We start from the raw sequence: 20,231 nt of genomic DNA on the forward strand, positions 1-20,231 counted from the left end.
TGCAACGCGACCAACAACAGCGATGCGCCTATCAACGGAGCGGCCATGACGATCCTCGAAATCCTCGACTATGCGGGCGTTGCCGTCTTTGCCGCGACGGGAGCGCTCTCGGCTTCGCGCAAGCAGCTCGATATCATCGGCTATCTGTTCCTGGCTTCGGTCACCGGCATCGGCGGCGGGACGATGCGCGACGTCATCCTTGGCGCGACGCCGGTGTTCTGGGTGCTCAACCCGAACTATCTTCTGGTCTGCGCTTCTGTGAGCGTCATTCTGTTCTTCACGGCCCATCTGTTCGATTCGCGGTACCGGGTGCTGGTCTGGCTCGATGCAATCGGCATGTCGGCCTATTGCGTCATGGGCGCGGCAAAAGGGCTGGCGGCGACCGGCTCGCCCGGGGTTGCCCTTGTCACCGGCATGCTGACGGCGACCTTCGGCGGCGTCCTGCGCGACCTCCTGGCGGGCGAGCCTTCGGTGCTGTTGCGTCCGGAAGTCTATGTGACGGCGGCTCTGGTCGGCTCTGCCGTGTTCGTCGTCGCCACCATGATCGGTCTGCCACTGGCGGCGACTTCAGCACTCGGCGTGATCTGCGCCTTTACCGTGCGTGCGGGTGCGCTCAAATACGGCTGGACGCTGCCGATTGGCAAGGCAAGCCCCGGCCGCGACCCCGACGATGTCATGTAGGAAGGTTACGACCGTTCGCGCTTGCGGCGGAGACGAATGACCACGTCGACATGGGCAATCTCCATGCCTTCGGGCGGCTCCGGCAGATTGCCGATCTCAATATTGCTCACCGGAATATCGAGGACTTCGTTCTGGCCTTCGACGAAGAAGTGGTGATGGTCGGAAACGTTGGTGTCGAAATAGGTCTTGGCACTTTCCACCGCGAGCACGCGGATCATGCCGGCCTCGGTGAACTGATGCAGCGTGTTGTAGACGGTTGCCAGTGAAACCGGTACGCCGGCGACGACCGCCTCTTCATGCAATTCTTCAACGGTCAGGTGACGGTCGCCCTTGGCGAAGATCAGATCGGCAAGGGCGACACGCTGACGCGTCGGGCGCAGGCCCGAGCTGCGCAATCTCTCTTCCGAACTCACTTCTGTTGCTTTCGTCATCAAGGAGCGTTCCATGGATCCTATAAAATTTGCAATACTTCCGTTGCGATATAACTTTTGCGCGCTGTTCTTTCAATAGATTCTAAGGTGCAGAACGGCTGGAATGCCTGAAAAACCGGCCTATTTCGGGGCAGGCTGGTATTTAACTCTGGTCGGACCCACATTGATCCTGTAAGCGACGACGGAACGATATCGCCATCGAAATGGGCGGCGCCGACGTCGGAAACATCGAAAACGGCCATCGGCGCGCTTCATTTCGCAGCGAACTTGCTCTAAAGCAGGTCTGACAACACTTTATGTTACTCGGGGAAACAACCATTGATGACGACCAGACAATCCAGCTTCAGCTATGAGGAAATCCTGACCTGCGGCCGAGGCGAACTGTTTGGCCCTGGCAATGCGCAGCTGCCGCTGCCACCCATGCTCATGGTCCATCGCATCACGGAAATCTCCGAAACGGGCGGCGCCTTCGACAAGGGTTTCATTCGCGCTGAATACGACGTCAGCCCGGACGACTGGTACTTCCCCTGCCATTTCCAGGGCAACCCGATCATGCCCGGCTGCCTCGGTCTCGACGGCATGTGGCAGTTGACCGGCTTCTTCCTGGGTTGGCTCGGCGAACCGGGTCGCGGCATGGCGCTGTCAACAGGTGAAGTGAAGTTCAAGGGCATGGTTCGCCCCCATACCAAGCTGCTCGAGTACGGGATCGATTTCAAGCGGGTCATGCGTGGTCGCCTCGTGCTCGGCACTGCCGACGGCTGGCTGAAGGCCGATGGCGAGACCATCTATCAGGCAACCGACCTGCGCGTCGGTCTGTCGAAGGAAAAGACCGACTAAGCCGCGGGTTCTCCGCACCGAATGAGATAAAGAAAAGGTCATTACCATGAGACGGGTTGTTGTCACGGGCCTCGGGATCGTTTCCTCGATCGGGAACAATGCCGACGAAGTCACGGCATCGCTGCGCGACGCCAAATCGGGCATCACGTTTTCTCCCGATTTCGCCGAAAACGGCTTCAAGTGCCAGGTCTGGGGCGCACCGACGCTCGATCCGACCGATCTCGTCGACCGGCGCGCCATGCGCTTCCTGTCGCAGGGCGGCGCCTGGAACCATGTGGCGATGAAGCAGGCGATCGCCGACTCCGGTCTCGAGGAAGCGGTCATTTCCCGCAACGAGCGCACCGGCATCATCATGGGCTCGGGCGGACCGTCCACCCGCACTATCGTCGAAGCGTCGGATATTACCCGCAAGAACAACAGCCCCAAGCGCATTGGCCCGTTTGCCGTGCCGAAGGCAATGTCATCGACGGCGTCTGCCACGCTTGCGACCTGGTTCCAGATCCACGGCGTCAACTACTCGATCTCGTCGGCCTGCTCGACGTCGGCGCACTGCATCGGCAATGCCGCGGAAATGATCCAGTGGGGTAAGCAGGACGTGATGTTCGCCGGCGGCCACGAAGACCTGGACTGGACGATGTCCAACCTGTTCGACGCCATGGGCGCAATGTCCTCAAAGTATAACGACACGCCGTCGACCGCTTCGCGCGCCTACGACGCCAGCCGTGACGGCTTCGTCATCGCCGGCGGCGCCGGCGTGCTGGTGCTCGAAGAGCTGGAACATGCCAAAGCGCGCGGCGCCAAGATCTACGCCGAAATCGTCGGCTACGGCGCGACGTCCGACGGTTACGACATGGTTGCTCCGTCCGGCGAAGGCGCGATCCGCTGCATGCGCCAGGCGCTGTCGACCGTGAAGGGCGACGTCGACTACATCAACACGCACGGCACGTCGACTCCGGTCGGCGACAGCAAGGAAATCGGCGCCATCCGCGAAGTGTTCGGCTCGAAGATCCCGCACATCCAGTCGACGAAGTCGCTCACCGGCCATTCGCTGGGTGCTGCCGGCGTCCAGGAATCGATCTACGGTCTCCTGATGATGCAGGCTGGCTTCATCGGCGAGAGCGCCCATATCAGCGAACTCGACCCGGAATTCGACGGTGTGCCGATCGTGCGCAAGCGCATCGACAACGCCAAGATCGATACGGTTCTTTCCAACTCGTTCGGCTTCGGCGGCACCAATGCAACGCTCGTCTTCCAGCGCCATAACGGATAACGCCATGACGGGACTGATGAACGGAAAGCGTGGCCTCATCATGGGTGTGGCCAACAACCACTCCATTGCCTGGGGCATCTCCAAGGCACTGGCAGCGCAGGGCGCGGAACTGGCCTTCACCTACCAGGGTGAAGCACTCGGCAAGCGCGTGAAGCCGCTGGCAGCCGAAGTCGGCTCCGACTTCCTGCTTCCCTGCGACGTCGAGGACATCGCCTCCGTCGATACGGTCATCTCGGCCATCAAGGAGCGCTGGGGCAAGATCGACTTCATCGTCCATGCCATCGGCTTTTCCGACAAGAACGAGCTGAAGGGCCTCTACGCCGACACGACGCGCGACAACTTCAGCCGCACCATGGTGATCTCCTGCTTCTCCTTCACGGAGATCGCAAAGCGCGCAGCCGAACTGATGAACGACGGCGGCTCGATGCTGACCCTGACCTATGGCGGCTCGGTGCGGGTGATGCCAAACTACAACGTCATGGGCGTTGCCAAGGCGGCTCTCGAGGCCTCCGTGCGCTACCTTGCGGCCGACTACGGCGTGCGCGGCATTCGCGTCAACGCGATTTCCGCCGGCCCGATCCGCACGCTTGCCGGTGCCGGCATTTCCGATGCGCGGGCCATGCTCTCCTGGCAGCAGAAGAATTCACCGCTTCGCCGCACCGTCACCATCGACGATGTCGGCAACTCGGCGCTGTACCTGCTTTCCGACCTGTCGCGCGGCGTCACCGGCGAAATCCACTATGTGGACTCCGGCTACAACATCACCTCGATGCCGGCGCTCGACGCGCTCAGGACCGCTGACGCCGAGTAAGCATCGGCACGGCAACTATCATCAAAGCCCATGGATCTCCGGTCCGTGGGCTTTTTTTCATGTGCCTTCGTCAGACCGTCAGCAGACCCGCCAGCAGCAGGACGGCAACAAGGCCGATGGCGGCCACGCCGAGCATCAAGCAGGCGTGCGTCTTTCGAATGGGAGTTGTCATCAACGGCAGGCGATAGAGGCTTTTCAGAAACGGCATCGGCACTTCCGAGGTCGCGCCATGTCCTTCCGCCTGCTTGATATCCTTGGCGATCACTTCCGCCACATCCTCGGTCAAAGGCGACCTTCCTGGCCCGAATGGCATGACACCGCACCTCCGATGAGAAACACCGTCTGAAGCCGCATCGTGTGCCTGTTCGCGAGCGATGGCAACGGGATTTCGAGTATAACTTGACTGTCTGTTTTGCCGCCCGCAGAAAAGCAAAAGGCCGAGCACTACAGCGCCGCGCGTCCTATTGGACGCGCAAAGGCCGCTGTAGCACTTTGAATTGCTGCATGTTTTTGTCCCTTAAATCGGTTGCGATTTAAGGGACAAAAACATGCAGTAGGCCCGGCCTCTCCAGTTCACGTCTATCGCAATTATGCGCTCAGCGCTTGCCCCAGAGAACCTTGAAACGTGCGTTCCGGCAGGTCTCGCCATATTCCTTGAAGGTCTCGGCGAGCACCTGCTCGTACTGCAGGCCGCGATTGGCGACCAGCATGACCTTGCCACCCTGCTTCAGCGCCTTGTGCGCCGCCTTGATGATGGCCACGCCCAGCGCCGGTTCGGCCGCATGGCTCTCGTGGAACGGCGGGTTCATGACGATGAGGTCGTATTTGTCGCGCGGGTCTTCGCTCGTCAGATCGAACCAGTAGAACCGCGCCGGCATGCGCGGAGCGTTTGCCATCATGTTGACGCGGGCAGCCTCCAGCGCGTCGTGGTCGGCCTCGAACAGGTCGATGCCCTTGGTGCCTGGGGACGCCTCGGCGAGTTTGACCGCGAGATAGCCCCAGCCGGCGCCGAAATCGGCAGCATGGCCGTTGAAATCGCGCGGCAGACGCGAGGCAAGCAGTTCCGAGCCGGCGTCGATACGATCGTGCGAGAACATGCCGGGCGAAGCTTCGAACAGGCCGTCGACCCGAACCGGTACCTTGGCAAGCTTCTGCACGGCATCTGTGACGTCTTCTGGTCGCGTGAACCAGAAAGCGACGCCGTGATACTTCGGCAGGTGATCGCCATCCCATTCGAACTTGGCAATGCGCTTCTTCAGCGACTGGATGCCATCTTCCTTGCCGCCGGCAACGACGATGAGCGCGCCATCACGCGTGCGCTTCAGCGCCTCGGCAATGCGGTCTTCGTTTTCGCCCTTGTGCTTGCCGCACAGGATCAGCGCGACGTCGTAGTCCTCACCGGCGACCACAGGCGCCACATCGGCGCGCATGGCCTCAAGCGCGCGATAGAGCGGCCTTAGCGGCTGGACGGCAGCGATCGACGCCGCGAAACCCTCAGGCAGCCTGTAGCCCGCCTCAGCGCCGAGGAAGAGCACACGCTCGCCCTCGCCCGGCGGGTCGATAACCCCGGTTTCGAACGGGTGGAACAGGGTCTTCAATGCGTCTCGGCTCATCGGTTTCTTCCGTCGATATCAGTACAAGAAAAGGGCGCGGAGCGATCCGCTCCGCGCCCCGAATGCGTTCGGGCAGAGGCCGCTTATTCAGCAGCTTCGCCGTCACCCTTCTTTTCTGCAGCAACTTCCTTGCCGGTCGCCTGGTCGACGACCTTCATGGAAAGGCGAACCTTGCCGCGCTCGTCGAAGCCCATCAGCTTGACCCAGACCTTGTCGCCTTCCTTGACGACGTCAGTGGTCTTGGCAACGCGCTCGGAGGCGAGCTGCGAGATATGGACGAGGCCGTCACGGGCGCCGAAGAAGTTGACGAAGGCGCCGAAGTCGGCGGTCTTCACAACGGTGCCTTCATAGACCTGGCCGACTTCCGGCTCGGCAACGATCGAGTGGATCCACTTGCGGGCCGCTTCGATTTCCTTGCCCGAAGAAGAAGCGATCTTCACGGTGCCGTCGTCTTCGATGTTGATCTTGGCGCCGGTCTTCTCAACGATTTCGCGGATGACCTTGCCGCCGGAGCCGATGACTTCACGGATCTTGTCGACCGGGATGTTCATGACTTCGATGCGCGGTGCGAATTCGCCCAGCTGGCCGCGGCTTTCGGAGATGGCCTTGGCCATTTCACCTAGGATGTGGAGACGGCCGCCCTTGGCCTGGTTGAGCGCAATGCCCATGATCTCTTCGGTGATGCCCTCGATCTTGATGTCCATCTGCAGCGAGGTGATGCCGGCGTCGGTGCCTGCAACCTTGAAGTCCATGTCGCCGAGGTGGTCTTCGTCGCCGAGGATGTCGGAGAGAACGGCGAAGCGCTCATCTTCCTTGATCAGGCCCATGGCGATACCGGCAACCGGCTTTGCGAGCGGAACGCCTGCATCCATGAGAGCGAGCGAGGTGCCGCAGACCGTCGCCATCGACGACGAGCCGTTGGATTCGGTGATCTCGGAAACGACGCGAAGCGTGTAGGGGAACTGCTCGGCTTCCGGCAGCATCGGGCGGATAGCGCGCCAGGCGAGCTTGCCGTGACCGATTTCGCGGCGGCCCGGGGAGCCCATGCGACCGGTTTCGCCGACCGAGAAGGGCGGGAAGTTGTAGTGCAGCATGAAGCGTTCTTTGTACATGCCGGTCAGGCTGTCGACGTACTGTTCGTCTTCGCCGGTGCCGAGCGTGGCAACGACGATCGCCTGCGTTTCACCGCGGGTGAAGAGCGCCGAACCGTGGGTGCGCGGCAGCAGGCCGACTTCCGAGACGATCGGGCGAACGGTCTCGAGATCGCGGCCGTCGATGCGGCTCTTGGTGTCGAGGATGTTCCAACGAACGATCTTGGCCTGCAGGTGCTTGAACACGGCGCCAATGACTTCGGCGGTGTGCTTCGGCTCTGCGCCTTCCGGGAAGAAGTGTGCCTTCACCTTTGCCTTGACGGCGTCGACGGCTGAGTAGCGGGCTGCCTTCTCGGTGATCTTGTAGGCATCGCGCAGTTCGGCTTCGGCCATGCCGAGCATTTCGGCTTCAAGCGCGGAATGATCTTCCGGCTCGAATTCGCGCGGCTCCTTGGCAGCAACTTCAGCAAGCTTGATGATGGCGTCGATGACCGGCTGGAAACCCTTCTGGCCGAACACGACGGCGCCGAGCATGATGTCTTCGCCCAGTTCCTTGGCTTCCGACTCGACCATCAGCACGGCTTCCTGCGTGCCGGCGACAACGAGGTCGAGGGTCGATTCGTCCATCTCGTCGAGATGCGGGTTGAGAACGTACTGGCCGTTGATGTAGCCGACGCGCGCGCCGCCGATCGGGCCCATGAACGGGATGCCGGACAGCGTCAGCGCAGCGGAAGCTGCAACCATCGACAGGACGTCGGGGTTGTTTTCGAGGTCATGCTGCATGACCGTGACGATGACCTGGGTGTCGTTCTTGTAGCCATCGGGGAAGAGCGGGCGGATCGGGCGGTCGATCAGGCGCGAAACCAGCGTTTCGTTCTCGCTCGGACGACCTTCGCGCTTGAAGTAGCCACCCGGGATCTTGCCGGCGGCGTAGGTCTTTTCCTGATAGTTGACGGTCAGCGGGAAGAAGTCCTGGCCCGGCTTCGGCGACTTGGCCGAAACGACGGTGGCGAGAACGACGGTTTCGCCGTAGGTGGCGAGAACGGCGCCGTCAGCCTGACGGGCGACCTTGCCGGTTTCGAGCTTGAGCGGACGCCCAGCCCATTCGATTTCAACCTTATGGGTATCGAACATGTTCTGTCCTTCGTGTGCGGCAGACCTTTCCGCGGCTGTTGCAGCGCGGGTGGTCGGAAAGCCGCCTGGTATGGCGCATCACGGGCAAGACAACGGGAGGCTTCAAACGAGACCGGCGCTCTCCGCTTTGCAAAACCTGGCTGCTCCGCAGCGGGTTCTGCAAGCAGGCGCCGAAGCATCCTGCAATCCTGCCCCATGACGGGCCATCGGTTGATCCGCGGATCCGGCCCATCCGGCCCGCTGGATACCTCTCCTTGTATGCGCCTAGTGCGCTTGCGGAGAGTTCATTTGCTGAGCGCTCTGCGCTCCATAATAAAAAAGGCCGGCGGACCGCATGCGATCCGCCGGGCAAGTCGCTTAGCGACGGATGCCGAGGGCACCAATCAGCTTGGTGTAGCGCGCTTCGTCTTTCTTCTTCAGATAGTCGAGGAGCGAACGACGGCTGGAAACCATCGCGAGAAGACCACGGCGGGAATGGTTATCCTTCTTGTGGCCCTTGAAGTGTTCGGTCAGGTTGTTGATCCGTTCCGTCAGGATAGCTACCTGGACTTCCGGAGAACCGGTGTCGCCTTCAACGGTCGCGTATTCCTTGATGAGCTGAGCCTTACGCTCTGCAGCAATCGACATCGGATGATCCTTTCGATTTCGAGGATTTAGGGACGCCTTCAGCCGGGATGTCGTCCAGCTGCGGCCGTGATTGCAATGGGCATGCGCCTTTTGCTGGCGTGCCTATAACCGAATTGGATGAAAAAGGAAAGGGTCATGAAAATGGCCCTTCAGCGATGGCCGGGCGCCTCTCAGTTGCCTGACGGTCGTGGGTGCATCGGCGCCGACTTCAGCAGGTCGCCGTCAACCGGGACGCAGTCGAGATAGGCGGCAAATACCCAGCCGAGTTCTCCGGCAACGCTCGAAACGAGCGCCCAGCCCTTGCCGGCTTGCCGGCGTTCGCCGACGCGGCGAACCTTGCTGCCATTGGCCAAGGTCATGACGATCCGGCCGTTCGGTTCCGTGCGAACGTTGAGCGGCGTGCCGGTCGGGTCTGCGACGACACAGGAAACGTCCTGGCCGGCGGCCGGTGCCACGACCATCAGGCTCAACGCGACCGAGAGAATGCCGATGCTACCTGTCCGGACCCGCATTGTCGCCCCTTTCAAAAACGAACCGTTCGAAGCCGAATGCGTCTCAAGGCTCCGCGTCGTCGCCATCGCCATCCTTCGCATTCCGCGGGATGTTGATCCGCCACTCGATGCCGTCGGGATGCATGATCCGTTCGAGCTCGGCCTTCAGCGCCATGCCGAGCATGCGCTCCAGCACCAGTGTGCCGAAGCCCTTGCGGGTCGGGGTCGTCTGCGCCTCGATGTCGGCCCCCTCCTCGCGCCAACGGATGGCAATGCCCTCGTCGGACAGCGACCAGGAGAGCTTGACGACACCGGTGGTATTGGCAAGCGCACCATACTTCGTGGCGTTCGTCGCCAGCTCATGCAGCGCCATGCCGAGCGTCTGGGCGCTCTCCGTGTCGAGCCGCAGGGCAGGCCCCGACAGGACCACGCGCTTGGGATCATCCGGCGTGAACGGCTGCAGCTGGTTCTGGGCGAGCTCGCGGAAGTCGACGCCCTGCGCGGCATTGGCAATCATCAGATCGGTGGAGCGGGCAAGGCCGGCGATGCGCTTGCGGAAGGATTCGGCGAAGTCGGCGACACTTTCGGCCGAATGCACCGACTGGTTCAGCATCGACTGGATCACCGTCAGCTGGTTTTTCGAGCGGTGGGCAACTTCGCGCATGAGGAAGCGGATCTCGCTCTCGGCCTTGGTGCGCGACGCCGCAGCCTTGGCAAGGGCGGCGGATACGGTCTCGACTTCGGCGATCACGTGCGGGCGCGGCTCGATGCGTTCGCCGGCGCCAAGGCGGCGCGCGTCGAGCGCGACCAGTTTCACCCCCTGCGACAGAAGCCTTGCGATCGCCAGCGATCCGGCAATGGCAATGCCGGCAAAGATGATGCCGCCAAGCGACAGCCACAGGAAGGACCAGGTGGCCGGCGCGTCGACCGTGGCACGCGGCGCCCAGGCGATGATCCGCCAGCCGGTCACGACAGAGAACTCCGTCGCTACCCGATAGGCTGTGCCATTCTCGGTGATGTTGCGCACGCCGATGCTGATCGCCGGCACCTTGTCGAGGAAGAACGGCTCACCCGCCTTGACGCCTCCGTCCGAAGAAATGATGACCTTGCCGTTGCCGTCGACCAGAGCGGCATTCCAACCCGGCGACAGCGTTTCGCGGTTCACGGCCTTGGCCATGCTCTCGGCGTTCTGCGTCAGCGTCAGCAGATACTCCTCACCGGTTGGAAGTTTCGCCGGCAAATAAACGTTGAAGACCCATTTTTCAGCCGTCTGGCCGAAGAACACGTTCGAGACCAGCGGCGCGCCATTGTTGGTGAAAGCCCGCTCGACAGAGGTGGGATCGGAAGCCTTGGCGATCGGCGTGCCAAACGGCACCCGCGTGTTTATGAGCTGATTGTGCTTGCGGTCGATGACGATCAAATAGGAGTCGGTGTCGGCGAGCGCCGTCGAAGCCCTGCGATAGAAGGCCTCCATGTTGCCGTCTTCCATCGCGCGCGCGGTCGACAGCACCTTCAGGGTCGTCAGCATGCCCTCGACGTCGCGCTCGACGATGCGGGTCACAGATCCGGTCGAGGCCTGCAGCAGCGCCGTGATGACCTGTTCCTGCGCGTCGACGCTGCGCTTCAGCACCACGAGTGAGAAGATGAACGCAGGAACGATCGCGATCAGCAGCAGCGACGTCAGGTAGAAACGGAAAGGCCGCGTCATGCGGCGGCGAGCGAAATCGAGAGCTGTCGCCAGGCGGCCCACGGCAGTCTCCCTTCCCTCTTGCGAAACCTGCGCCAAATGCACCGCCTCTCAACCACAGCGTCGCGCGCCGAATATAGCGCGCGAAGGCCACCGCAACACCTTAAAACTGCGCCATAATCCCCTCTCCAAATCGATGTCGATCTGGAAAATCATGCAGCAGCCACGACCGCCGGACGGCGGCCGAAACGGGCGAAAGCAGGCAACGAGCGCCTGCTTGCGAGCTGGAAACGGAACCGTTTCGAAGCAGCCGCAAGCCCTTCGGCGGGATCATGCGTCAGCGATGCAGCAAAGGCAAATGCCGGGATCGAAGAGATCAGCCGACGGCAAAGACGCGCTTCGGACGGAACTCACCCTCGGCGATTTCACCGATGGCAATCAGCTTGCCGCGGGCCGTCGCATAGGCCTCGGGCGTTGCCAGGGGCGCATCGCGGCCGCGCAGGATGATGGGATTGCCCATCTTCAGCCGGTGCGCCTGGTCGTCATTGACGGCGATATGCGGCAGGCTGGACAGTGCCTCGCCGGTTTCGATCACGAAGGCGTCGAGCGCGGCCAGCCGCTCCTCTTCGCTTTCGATCTTTTCGAGCGCCACCAGGTCGGCAAGCGGCACCATGTCGTCCTCGCCGAACGGCGCAACGAAAGTGCGCCGCAGCGAGGCGATGTGTCCGAAACACCCGAGATCGCGGCCCATGTCGCGGGCGAGCGAACGGACATAGGTGCCCTTGCCGCATTCGATCTCGAACTGGGCGAGATTGGGCGTGGCACCGAGCAGCGTCAGGCGAAACACCTCGACCTCGCGTGCCGGAATATCGACGGTTTCGCCCTCACGAGCGAGGTCATAGGCGCGCTCGCCGTCGATCTTGATCGCCGAGAACTGCGGCGGCACCTGGCTGATGACGCCGGTATAGTTCGGCAGGAGAGCGCGGATCGCCTCTTCCGTCGGGCGTTCGTCCGAGGAATGGGTCACTTGTCCTTCGAGGTCGTCGGTCGAGCGTTCTTCGCCCCAGGCGACGGTAAATTCGTAGATCTTGCGGCCGTCCATGACATAGGGAACGGTCTTGGTCGCGTCGCCAAGGGCGATCGGCAACATGCCAGAAGCCAGCGGATCGAGTGTGCCGGCATGGCCGGCCTTCTGCGCCTTGAACAGCCACTTGATCTTGGAAACGGCTTCGGTCGAGCCGAAATCGAGCGGCTTGTCGAGGATCAGCCAGCCGGAAATCGGGCGGCCCTTGGGTTTACGCGGTTTGGACATGAACTCTTCTATTCTTCGTCGTCGGTATTCGGATCGAGATCGCGGCTCACTTCGGGCGAACGAAGGAGGGCGTCGATCTTCTTGTAGTTGTCGAAGCTCGTATCGTCGCGGAAGCGAACTTCGGGCATGTACTTCATCTGGCGCAGCTGCGGGCCGAGGCGGCCGCGAATGTACTTGGCGTTCTTGTTCAGCGCCTCGATGACCTCAGCATGATTTGGAACGCCGAGCGGCGTCACAAAGGCGGTGGCGATCTTCAGGTCGGGCGACATGCGTACTTCGGAGATCGCGATCAGCGTCTTCTCGATCACGGGATCGCGGACTTCGCCACGCTGCAGGACCTGCGTGATCGCCGCGCGCACCTGTTCGCCGATGCGCAGCATGCGCTGGGAGGGGGCAGAGGATGTGGCTCTGGTCATTGGTCAATACCTCAAAAAATGCGAGCGCCGAAGGATAACCCGGCGCCCGCACAATTTCTAATCGGACGGATCTTACAGCGTCCGCGTGATGTGTTCGACGCGGAAGCACTCGATCGTGTCGCCTGCGCGGATGTCTTCGTAGTTCTCGAACGCCATACCGCATTCCTGACCGACGTTGACTTCCGAGACTTCGTCCTTGAAGCGCTTGAGCGTCTTGAGCTTGCCTTCGTGGATGACGACGTTGTCGCGAACCAGACGGACGCCGACGCCACGCTCGACCTTGCCTTCGGTGACGCGGCAACCCGCGACCTTGCCGACCTTGGTGATGTTGAACACCTCCAGGATCTCGGCGTTGCCGAGGAAGGTTTCGCGACGCTCGGGCGAAAGCAGACCGGACATCGCCGCCTTAACGTCATCCACCAGATCGTAGATGATGTTGTAGTAGCGGATTTCGATGCCTGCACGCTCGGCTGCCGAACGGGCCTGGTTGTTGGCACGAACGTTGAAGCCGATGATGGCGGCGTTCGATGCTTCTGCGAGCGAGATATCCGACTCGGTGATACCGCCGGCGCCCGAATGGACGATGCGCGCACGCACTTCGTCGGTTCCGAGCTTCTCCAGCGCACCGGCAATCGCTTCGATCGAGCCCTGCACGTCGCCCTTGATGACGAGCGGGAACTCCTTCAGACCGGAGGTCTGAAGCTGGGTCATCATCTGCTCGAGCGAACCGCGCGAACCGGACTGACGGGCAACCGCCTTGTCGCGGGCAAGCCGCAGACGGTATTCCGAGATCTCGCGAGCGCGGCTTTCGTTTTCGACGACGGCGAACTTGTCGCCCGCTGCCGGCGTGCCCGAAAGGCCGAGAACTTCGACCGGCATGGACGGACCGGCTTCCTTGACGTGTTCGCCCTTGTCGTTGACCAGAGCGCGCACACGGCCCCACTGGTCGCCGGCAACGATGATCTGGCCCGGACGCAGCGTGCCCTTCTGAACGAGCACGGTTGCGACGGCGCCGCGACCACGGTCGAGTTCGGCTTCCACCACAGTACCTTCGGCCGTCCGGTTTGGATTGGCCTTGAGGTCGAGGATTTCCGCCTGGAGCAGGATCGCTTCAAGCAGCTTGTCGAGGTTGGTGCCGGCCTTCGCCGAGACTTCGACGTCGAGAACTTCACCGCCCATGGATTCGACGAAGACTTCGTGCTGCAGAAGTTCGGTGCGAACCTTCTGGGCATTGGCCGTCGGCTTGTCGATCTTGTTGATCGCCACGATGATCGGAACACCAGCCGCCTTGGCGTGATTGATGGATTCGATCGTCTGCGGCATCACGCTGTCGTCGGCCGCAACCACCAGAATGGCAATGTCGGTCGCCTGGGCGCCACGGGCACGCATGGCGGTGAACGCCGCATGGCCGGGGGTGTCGATGAAGGTGATCTTGTGGCCGTTCTGCTCGACCTGGTAGGCGCCGATGTGCTGGGTGATGCCACCCGCTTCGCCGGCAACCACGTTTGCATGACGGATAGCGTCGAGCAGCGAGGTCTTGCCGTGGTCGACGTGACCCATGATCGTGACGATCGGCGGACGCGAAACCAGTTCTTCCTCGATGTCGGAGACGTTGAAGATGCCTTCTTCGACGTCGGACTCGGAAACACGCTTCACGGTGTGGCCGAATTCGCCGGCGATGAGTTCAGCCAGGTCGGCGTCGATCAGATCGCCGGGCTTCATCATCTGGCCTTCCTTCATCAGGTACTTGATGACGTCGACGGCGCGTTCGGACATGCGCTGCGACAGTTCCTGAATCGTGATGGTTTCCGGCAGAACGACTTCGCGCGAAATCTTCTCGCGGGTCTCCTGCATCTGGCTGCGCTTGAACTTCTCCTGGCGGCGACGCATCGCCGACAGCGAACGGGCGCGCTGGCCGGCATCCTCGTCGGCAGCGGTGGTCAGCGTCAGCTTGCCCTGGCGGCGACCATCGTCACCCTTCGGGCGCGTTACCGGCTTTGCCGGCTCCGGACGCACGACCTTGCCACGAACCGGACCTGCACCGGGGCGCGGGCTACGATCGTCATCCTTTTCGTTGTCGACCTTGCGACCGCGCAGAGCACCGGCCGGTGCCGGCGTCGGTAGGCCAGCCGCCGGGGCGGCTGCGGGCCGTCCGGCCTGCGGGCGGTTGTCGACGCGACGCTCGGTGGAAGCTGGTGCGCGAGCAGCCACGGGGCGCTCTTCGACAACCTCTTCGGCCTTGGCTTCGGGCTCGACAGCCGGACGGGCTGCTTCTTCTGCGGCGCGGCGTGCGGCGTCTTCCTTCTCCTGCTGGAGACGGACTTCTTCCTCACGCTTGCGGCGCGCTTCGTTCTCGGCCCGGATGATCGCTTCTTCGGCTTCGCGGATCTGGGCTTCGGCCAGAGCACGGCGGCGCGCATCGATCTCACCGGCGGAAAGCTGGTTCAGAACGACGCCGACGCGCGGACGGTTCGCCTGGTTGGCTTCCTGGCGTGTCTGGTGCTGCTGCGGCTGTGGTGCCGGGCGGCCCGAAGGCTGTGGCTGAGCCGGACGCTGTTCGACCGGCCGTGCCGCAGGAGCCGCGGCCACCGGCGTGATCGGACGCTCGTCCTTGGGGCGATGGAAGGGGCGCTTCTTGGTTTCGACCACGACCGCCTTGGTGCGGCCACGGCCCATGTCCTGACGCACGGTCCCCTGCGAAACCCCGGAGGGCTTCAGGGTCAGCGTCTTCTTGCCTGCTGCGCTGCCTGTCTTGTCGTCGTTGTTGTCGGTCATTCCGTTCCGTTCCTAGCGATCAGGGCCGGATGCGTATCACCTGACCCTGTCTTCCAAATTGTCTCAAACAATGTACGCGATGCCGGATTTTGCCGGTGACGCGCGTCATTGCTGTGGCTTGCCAGCGCCGCCTTCGGCCCGGACCGGGACGGATCCACGGTACTTTTCGAGCATGATTGCGCGCTTCACTACACCCTCACCCGCCTGCCCTGCAAGCGTTGCGGCATGGATAAAAGCATTACTTCCCAAAAGGCCCTCCATTTCCGCCGCCGTGAAGGGGCGGAACGCGGGTATTTCCGTTTCATCTTCAACCACAAAGCTCATCGCCTTGCGGGCCTGGTCAATCTTGCGGACGCCGTCAGCTGCCGCATCACTCGCGTGGAAGACGGCGAGTGCCGCCAATCCACGAACTGCCTGCTCCGTCTTCGTCGCGCCGGAGATGAACTGGGCCGCTTTGCGCGCCAAGTTCATCATTCCGGCAAGCTGCTCGACGAGCAGCCTGTCCACGTCGTCGGCAAGCGTCGCCTCGACCTTGACGTCGGCCTTCAAGGCACGGGCGAAGAGCTTCTTCGCCATGGCCTTTTCGACCAGCGCTCGCTCCGCCCTGATCCAGCAGCCGCGTCCCGGAAGCTGACGCTTCAGATCGGGAACGATGCGGCCGTCGGGTCCGGCGACGAAGCGGATCAGATCGTCGGGCGCGCCACTTTCGCGCGTGACGATGCAAGTCCGGGTGCTGCCGCTCTTGTCCTTCGGGCCATTGTCCGAAGGCAGAACGTCAGCGTCAGTCGATGCGGTGGTCGCCATCAGGCGTCCTGTTCCGCGCCTTCGGCAACCTCGATCGCCTCTTCTTCTTCCGGCGCGACGGCAAGGTCATCTTCCGTGATCCAGCCGGCCGCAAGGCGGGCCTGAACGATCATGGCTTCAGCATCGGCACGCGAAACTTCGAACTTCGTGAACGTGCCCTCGAAGCGCTTGGTCTCGCCGTCCTTGCGTTCGCTCCAGCCGACCAGATCGTCGGCGGCGCAACCGGCAAAGTCCTCGATGGTCTTGATGCCTTCCTCGCCGAGCGCGACCAGCATCGGGCTGGTCAGGCCATTGATCGTGCGCAGTTCGTCGGCAACACCGAGTTCCTTGCGCTTGGCATCCATCTCGGCTTCCAGCCTGTCCAGGTACTCGCGGGCGCGGGTCTGGATTTCGGTGGCGGTTTCGTCGTCGAAGCCGTCGATCGAAGCAATTTCGTCGAGATCGACATAAGCGAGCTCCTCGACGGCCGCGAAGCCTTCGGAAGCCAAAACCTGGCCGACCATCTCGTCGACATCGAGCGAGTCCATGAACAGGTTGGTGCGCTCGTTGAATTCCTTCTGGCGACGTTCGCTTTCTTCCTGCTCGGTGAGGATGTCGATATCCCAGCCGGTCAGCTGCGAAGCGAGGCGAACGTTCTGGCCGCGGCGGCCGATGGCCAGCGACAGCTGCTCATCCGGAACCACGACTTCGATGCGCTCCGCATCTTCGTCGAGAACGACCTTGGCGACTTCCGCCGGCTGCAGCGCGTTGACGATGAACGATGCCGGATCCTGCGACCATGGAATGATGTCGATCTTTTCGCCCTGCAGTTCGCCGACGACGGCCTGAACGCGCGAACCGCGCATACCGACGCAGGCGCCGACCGGGTCGATCGAGCTATCGTTCGAGATCACGGCGATCTTGGCGCGCGAACCCGGATCGCGGGCAACCGACTTGATCTGGATGATGCCGTCGTAGATTTCAGGCACTTCCATGGTGAAGAGCTTGACCATGAACTGCGGATGCGTGCGCGACAGGAAGATCTGCGGGCCGCGCTGTTCGCGGCGAACGTCGTAGACGAAGGCGCGGACGCGGTCGCCGTAACGCATGTTTTCGCGCGGGATCATCTCGTCGCGACGGATGATGCCTTCGCCACGGCCGAGATCGACGATGACGTTGCCGTATTCGACGCGCTTGACGGTGCCGTTGACGATCTCGCCGACGCGATCCTTGAATTCGTCGAACTGGCGGTCACGCTCGGCTTCGCGAACCTTCTGCACGATGACCTGCTTAGCCGACTGGGCGGCGATACGGCCGAAATCCATTGGCGGCAGCGGGTCGGCGATGAAGTCGCCGAGCTTTGCGTCCGGGTTGCGGTCGCGGGCCAGTTCGAGCGGGATCTGGGTGGAATAGTCTTCCGCCTTCTCGACCACTTCCAGGAGACGTTGCAGGCGAATTTCGCCGGTCTTGGAATTGATGTCGGCACGGATGTTGGATTCCGAACCATAGCGGGAGCGCGCGGCCTTCTGGATCGCATCGGCCATCGCGGCCAGAACGATCTCGCGGTCGATCACCTTTTCGCGTGCCACTGCATCTGCGATCTGCAGAAGCTCGAGCCGGTTAGCACTGACTGCCATCTCATGTCTCCGTCTGGTTGCAGGGGGCCTCAAGCACCGCCCCGGCTTTTATTCTTCGATAGGTGAATCTTCGTCTTCAAAATTCTCGTTCGCGGCGCGCGCTGCCTTGGCCTTCTTGTCGGCCGTCAGGGCGTCGCGGATCAGATCGTCGGTCAGGATCAACCGCGCTTCCGCAAGCGTGGTGAATGGAATGACCACCGTCGCTTCCTCGCCATAAGCAGGCTGATCGCGCTCAATCTGGAAACCATCCGCATCCACGGACACGATCTTGCCGCGGAAACGCTTGCGGCCTTCGACCAGCACCGAGGTCTCGCATTTCAGCAGGTGACCCTGCCAGCGGAAGAAATCGGACTTGCGAACCATCGGGCGATCGATGCCGGGCGACGACACTTCCAGATGATACGCCTTGTCGACCGGATCTTCCACATCGAGAACCGGGGAAATGGCCATCGAGATGGCTTCGCAATCTTCGACGGTCATGGTGCCGTCGTTGCGCTCGGCCATGATCTGCAGCGTCATGCCGTTCTGGCCGGACATGCGCACGCGCACCAGGCGATAGCCCATCGGCGTCAGCACCGGTTCGATGATGTCGGCTATGCGCTGATCGAGACCAGTCTCGGTGATCAGGCGGGGTTCATGTTCATTTTCAGCCGTTGTCGGATCGGACAAACGATGTCTCCTCATGGGACCGGCTAATAAAAAAGAGCGGGTCCTGACGGGCCCACTCTTCATCTACCGATCAAGAATTTGAGGCCCATATACGCCTCGTTGCCGCAAATTGCAAGGTGTTCCACCGGCGGCGACCGAAGCCGCCAGATCGGTGCGGGCGACAGGCAATCGATGCGACGGCAAGTTTCAGCGGCTGGCACTTCGGCCTTCGAGGTTTATAACAGGCAACGAACCGCTTCGATATCGCAATCAAAAAGACACGAGAGAGAAGACGAGGTGCCCACCCGAATCTCGCCACTGGCCCCCTTCAAGCACGACATCTTCCGCACCATCTGGATCGCAAGCCTCGCGTCCAACTTCGGCGGCCTCATCCAGTCGGTCGGCGCCGCCTGGCTGATGACCTCGATTTCCTCGTCGGCCAACATGGTTGCGCTGGTGCAGGCATCGACCGCGCTTCCCATCATGATGTTCTCGCTGATATCAGGCGCGCTTGCCGACAATTTCGACCGGCGGCGGATCATGCTGGTGGCGCAGTGTTTCATGCTGACGGTGTCGGTGCTTTTGACCGTCAGCGCCTATCTCGGCATCATCACCCCTTGGCTGCTCCTGCTCTTCACCTTCATGATCGGCTGCGGCACCGCGCTCAACAACCCTTCCTGGCAGGCTTCGGTCGGCGACATGGTTCCACGCGACGACCTGCCGGCGGCCGTGGCGCTGAACAGCATGGGCTTCAACATCACGCGCAGCGTCGGCCCGGCGATCGGCGGCGTGATCGTGGCGACCGCGGGTGCGGCTGCAGCCTTTGCCGCCAATTCGCTCAGCTATTTCGCCATCCTCTTTGCGCTGGTGCGCTGGCGGCGCGAGGTGACCATGAGCCCGCTGCCGCGCGAAACGCTCGGCCGGGCGATCACTGCGGGCCTGCGCTATGTCGTCATGTCGCCCAATATCGGCAAGGTGCTGGTGCGCGGCTTCCTCTTCGGCCTTTCGGCAAGCGCCATTCTCGCGCTTCTGCCGCTGGTGGCGCGCGATCTCGTTAAGGGTGGCCCGCTCACCTACGGCCTGATGCTCGGCGCCTTCGGCCTCGGCGCAATCGGCGGCGCATTGCTGAGCGCGAGGCTGCGCGAAATGATGTCGAGCGAGGCGATCGTTCGCCTGGCCTTTGGCGGCTTTGCCGTGAGCACGCTCGTCATTGCCTTCAGCCCCTATGCTTGGCTCAGCTGTCTCTTGCTGCTGGCCTCCGGGGCATCCTGGGTGCTGGCGCTGTCGTTGTTCAACACCACCGTCCAGCTTTCGGCCCCGCGTTGGGTCGTCGGCCGGGCGCTGTCGCTCTACCAGACCATGACTTTCGGCGGCATTGCCGGCGGCAGCTGGCTCTGGGGTACCACGGCCGAACTCTACGGCGCCACCAACGCGCTTTTCGTCTCCTGTCTGCTGATGCTGGCGGGTGCGGCCATCGGCCTGCGCCTGCCGCTGCCCGAGTTCAAGTCGCTCAACCTCGACCCGCTCAACCGGTTCAACGAGCCGCTGCTCGAGCTGGACCTGAAACCCCGCAGCGGCCCGATCGTCATCATGATCGATTACGAGATCGACGATGCCGACATACCGGAATTTCTGGAGACCATGGCCGAGCGTCGACGCATCCGTATCCGCGACGGCGCCGGCCATTGGGCGCTGATGCGCGATCTGGAAATTCCGACCACCTGGACGGAAACCTACCATGTGCCGACCTGGGTGGAGTATGTGCGCCACAACCAGCGCCGCACGCAAGCCGACGCCTCGGTCGGCGACCAGCTGACGGCGCTGCATCGCGGGGCAGCGCCGCCGCGGGTGCACCGCATGATCGAGCGCCAGACGATCGTTCCGACCCATTACGAGCGCTACAAGCGCCAGGTCGACGTCGACATGCACTAGCTAGAGCGCCCAAGGGGCGCGGATCACCCGGCTTGCATGAGGCAAGCCTCGCCCT

The 20,231-nt window shown here is 62.4% G+C and carries 19 protein-coding genes; 5 read left to right on the forward strand and 14 right to left on the reverse strand.

The genetic code is table 11. The features are described 5' to 3' along the window. The first annotated feature begins 45 nt into the window (after positions 1-45). Positions 46-681 carry a trimeric intracellular cation channel family protein gene (locus tag ABIE33_RS21215; RefSeq protein ID WP_429129059.1) on the forward strand — a complete coding sequence of 212 codons (636 nt, stop codon included), beginning with the start codon at positions 46-48 and terminating at the stop codon, positions 679-681. Between the two features lie 5 nt (positions 682-686). On the opposite strand, the gene irrA is transcribed toward ABIE33_RS21215, so the two are convergent. Both irrA and ABIE33_RS21225 read right to left on the reverse strand, forming a co-directional pair. Beyond that, complete coding sequence (irrA, locus tag ABIE33_RS21220; protein WP_065784909.1) at positions 687-1,112, reverse strand: iron response transcriptional regulator IrrA; 426 nt, start codon at positions 1,110-1,112, stop codon at positions 687-689. A 20-nt stretch (positions 1,113-1,132) separates the two neighbouring features. After that, positions 1,133-1,354, reverse strand: coding sequence for a hypothetical protein (locus ABIE33_RS21225; protein WP_429129062.1), 222 nt, complete (start codon positions 1,352-1,354; stop codon positions 1,133-1,135). Between the two features lie 79 nt (positions 1,355-1,433). On the opposite strand from ABIE33_RS21225, the gene fabA reads away from it, so the two are divergent. The 3 genes from fabA to fabI are packed head-to-tail and all read left to right on the forward strand — an operon-like array spanning position 1,434 to position 4,030. Continuing rightward, a complete protein-coding gene (fabA, locus tag ABIE33_RS21230; RefSeq protein ID WP_025425501.1) occupies positions 1,434-1,949 on the forward strand; it encodes a 3-hydroxyacyl-[acyl-carrier-protein] dehydratase FabA in 516 nt (171 codons plus the stop codon). A 46-nt stretch (positions 1,950-1,995) separates the two neighbouring features. Next, a complete protein-coding gene (gene fabB, locus ABIE33_RS21235; RefSeq protein WP_429129064.1) occupies positions 1,996-3,219 on the forward strand; it encodes a beta-ketoacyl-ACP synthase I in 1,224 nt (407 codons plus the stop codon). A gap of 4 nt (positions 3,220-3,223) precedes the next feature. Next, on the forward strand, positions 3,224-4,030 hold the full coding sequence (gene fabI / locus ABIE33_RS21240; protein WP_429129065.1) for an enoyl-ACP reductase FabI: 807 nt from the start codon (positions 3,224-3,226) through the stop codon (positions 4,028-4,030). A 70-nt stretch (positions 4,031-4,100) separates the two neighbouring features. On the opposite strand, the gene ABIE33_RS21245 is transcribed toward fabI, so the two are convergent. From ABIE33_RS21245 to rimP, 12 genes are all read right to left on the reverse strand, one after another. Continuing rightward, positions 4,101-4,316 carry a hypothetical protein gene (locus tag ABIE33_RS21245; RefSeq protein ID WP_429129068.1) on the reverse strand — a complete coding sequence of 72 codons (216 nt, stop codon included), beginning with the start codon at positions 4,314-4,316 and terminating at the stop codon, positions 4,101-4,103. Between the two features lie 310 nt (positions 4,317-4,626). Continuing rightward, a complete protein-coding gene (locus ABIE33_RS21250) occupies positions 4,627-5,643 on the reverse strand; it encodes a class I SAM-dependent methyltransferase (protein ID WP_429129070.1) in 1,017 nt (338 codons plus the stop codon). A gap of 83 nt (positions 5,644-5,726) precedes the next feature. Then, entirely contained in the window at positions 5,727-7,868 is a 2,142-nt protein-coding gene (pnp, locus tag ABIE33_RS21255; protein ID WP_429129073.1) for a polyribonucleotide nucleotidyltransferase, read from the reverse strand. 357 nt (positions 7,869-8,225) lie between these two features. Next, positions 8,226-8,495, reverse strand: a complete 270-nt coding sequence (gene rpsO / locus ABIE33_RS21260; RefSeq protein WP_025425494.1) for a 30S ribosomal protein S15 — start codon at positions 8,493-8,495, stop codon at positions 8,226-8,228. 170 nt (positions 8,496-8,665) lie between these two features. Beyond that, positions 8,666-9,007, reverse strand: coding sequence for an SH3 domain-containing protein (locus ABIE33_RS21265; protein WP_429129075.1), 342 nt, complete (start codon positions 9,005-9,007; stop codon positions 8,666-8,668). A 43-nt stretch (positions 9,008-9,050) separates the two neighbouring features. Continuing rightward, positions 9,051-10,772, reverse strand: a complete 1,722-nt coding sequence (locus tag ABIE33_RS21270; RefSeq protein WP_429129077.1) for a sensor histidine kinase — start codon at positions 10,770-10,772, stop codon at positions 9,051-9,053. Positions 10,773-11,049: 277 nt separating this feature from the next. Beyond that, positions 11,050-11,985 (reverse strand): tRNA pseudouridine(55) synthase TruB, encoded by a 936-nt coding sequence (truB, locus tag ABIE33_RS21275; RefSeq protein ID WP_429129079.1) that lies wholly within the window; start codon positions 11,983-11,985, stop codon positions 11,050-11,052. A gap of 8 nt (positions 11,986-11,993) precedes the next feature. Continuing rightward, positions 11,994-12,401: a 30S ribosome-binding factor RbfA gene (rbfA, locus tag ABIE33_RS21280; RefSeq protein WP_429129081.1), complete on the reverse strand. Its 408-nt coding sequence runs from the start codon at positions 12,399-12,401 to the stop codon at positions 11,994-11,996. A gap of 72 nt (positions 12,402-12,473) precedes the next feature. Then, positions 12,474-15,176, reverse strand: coding sequence for a translation initiation factor IF-2 (gene infB, locus ABIE33_RS21285; protein ID WP_429129084.1), 2,703 nt, complete (start codon positions 15,174-15,176; stop codon positions 12,474-12,476). Between the two features lie 105 nt (positions 15,177-15,281). After that, a complete protein-coding gene (locus ABIE33_RS21290) occupies positions 15,282-15,980 on the reverse strand; it encodes an RNA-binding protein (protein ID WP_429129087.1) in 699 nt (232 codons plus the stop codon). Next, entirely contained in the window at positions 15,980-17,596 is a 1,617-nt protein-coding gene (gene nusA, locus ABIE33_RS21295) for a transcription termination factor NusA (protein ID WP_429129089.1), read from the reverse strand. Before nusA ends, ABIE33_RS21290 begins: the two co-directional genes overlap by 1 nt. Before the next feature lie 48 nt (positions 17,597-17,644). Beyond that, the gene (rimP, locus tag ABIE33_RS21300) at positions 17,645-18,265 is read right to left on the reverse strand and encodes a ribosome maturation factor RimP (protein WP_429129383.1); all 621 of its coding nucleotides are present in this window, start codon (positions 18,263-18,265) and stop codon (positions 17,645-17,647) included. A 276-nt stretch (positions 18,266-18,541) separates the two neighbouring features. Between rimP and ABIE33_RS21305 the strand changes: the two genes are divergently transcribed. Next, positions 18,542-20,176 carry an MFS transporter gene (locus ABIE33_RS21305; protein WP_429129091.1) on the forward strand — a complete coding sequence of 545 codons (1,635 nt, stop codon included), beginning with the start codon at positions 18,542-18,544 and terminating at the stop codon, positions 20,174-20,176. Positions 20,177-20,231 lie beyond the last annotated feature (55 nt).

It is taken from the genome of Ensifer sp. 4252 (assembly GCF_050434565.1).
GTDB lineage: Bacteria > Pseudomonadota > Alphaproteobacteria > Rhizobiales > Rhizobiaceae > Ensifer.

Excerpts from the sequence above, each read along its gene's own strand:
- ABIE33_RS21215 (WP_429129059.1), top strand. The coding sequence starts at position 46 with ATGACGATCCTCGAAATCCTCGACTATGCGGGCGTTGCCGTCTTTGCC.
- irrA (WP_065784909.1), bottom strand. The coding sequence starts at position 1,112 with ATGACGAAAGCAACAGAAGTGAGTTCGGAAGAGAGATTGCGCAGCTCG.
- ABIE33_RS21225 (WP_429129062.1), bottom strand. The coding sequence starts at position 1,354 with ATGGCCGTTTTCGATGTTTCCGACGTCGGCGCCGCCCATTTCGATGGC.
- fabA (WP_025425501.1), top strand. The coding sequence starts at position 1,434 with ATGACGACCAGACAATCCAGCTTCAGCTATGAGGAAATCCTGACCTGC.
- fabB (WP_429129064.1), top strand. The coding sequence starts at position 1,996 with ATGAGACGGGTTGTTGTCACGGGCCTCGGGATCGTTTCCTCGATCGGG.
- fabI (WP_429129065.1), top strand. The coding sequence starts at position 3,224 with ATGACGGGACTGATGAACGGAAAGCGTGGCCTCATCATGGGTGTGGCC.
- ABIE33_RS21250 (WP_429129070.1), bottom strand. The coding sequence starts at position 5,643 with ATGAGCCGAGACGCATTGAAGACCCTGTTCCACCCGTTCGAAACCGGG.
- pnp (WP_429129073.1), bottom strand. The coding sequence starts at position 7,868 with ATGTTCGATACCCATAAGGTTGAAATCGAATGGGCTGGGCGTCCGCTC.
- rpsO (WP_025425494.1), bottom strand. The coding sequence starts at position 8,495 with ATGTCGATTGCTGCAGAGCGTAAGGCTCAGCTCATCAAGGAATACGCG.
- ABIE33_RS21265 (WP_429129075.1), bottom strand. The coding sequence starts at position 9,007 with ATGCGGGTCCGGACAGGTAGCATCGGCATTCTCTCGGTCGCGTTGAGC.
- truB (WP_429129079.1), bottom strand. The coding sequence starts at position 11,985 with ATGTCCAAACCGCGTAAACCCAAGGGCCGCCCGATTTCCGGCTGGCTG.
- rbfA (WP_429129081.1), bottom strand. The coding sequence starts at position 12,401 with ATGACCAGAGCCACATCCTCTGCCCCCTCCCAGCGCATGCTGCGCATC.
- infB (WP_429129084.1), bottom strand. The coding sequence starts at position 15,176 with ATGACCGACAACAACGACGACAAGACAGGCAGCGCAGCAGGCAAGAAG.
- ABIE33_RS21290 (WP_429129087.1), bottom strand. The coding sequence starts at position 15,980 with ATGGCGACCACCGCATCGACTGACGCTGACGTTCTGCCTTCGGACAAT.
- nusA (WP_429129089.1), bottom strand. The coding sequence starts at position 17,596 with ATGGCAGTCAGTGCTAACCGGCTCGAGCTTCTGCAGATCGCAGATGCA.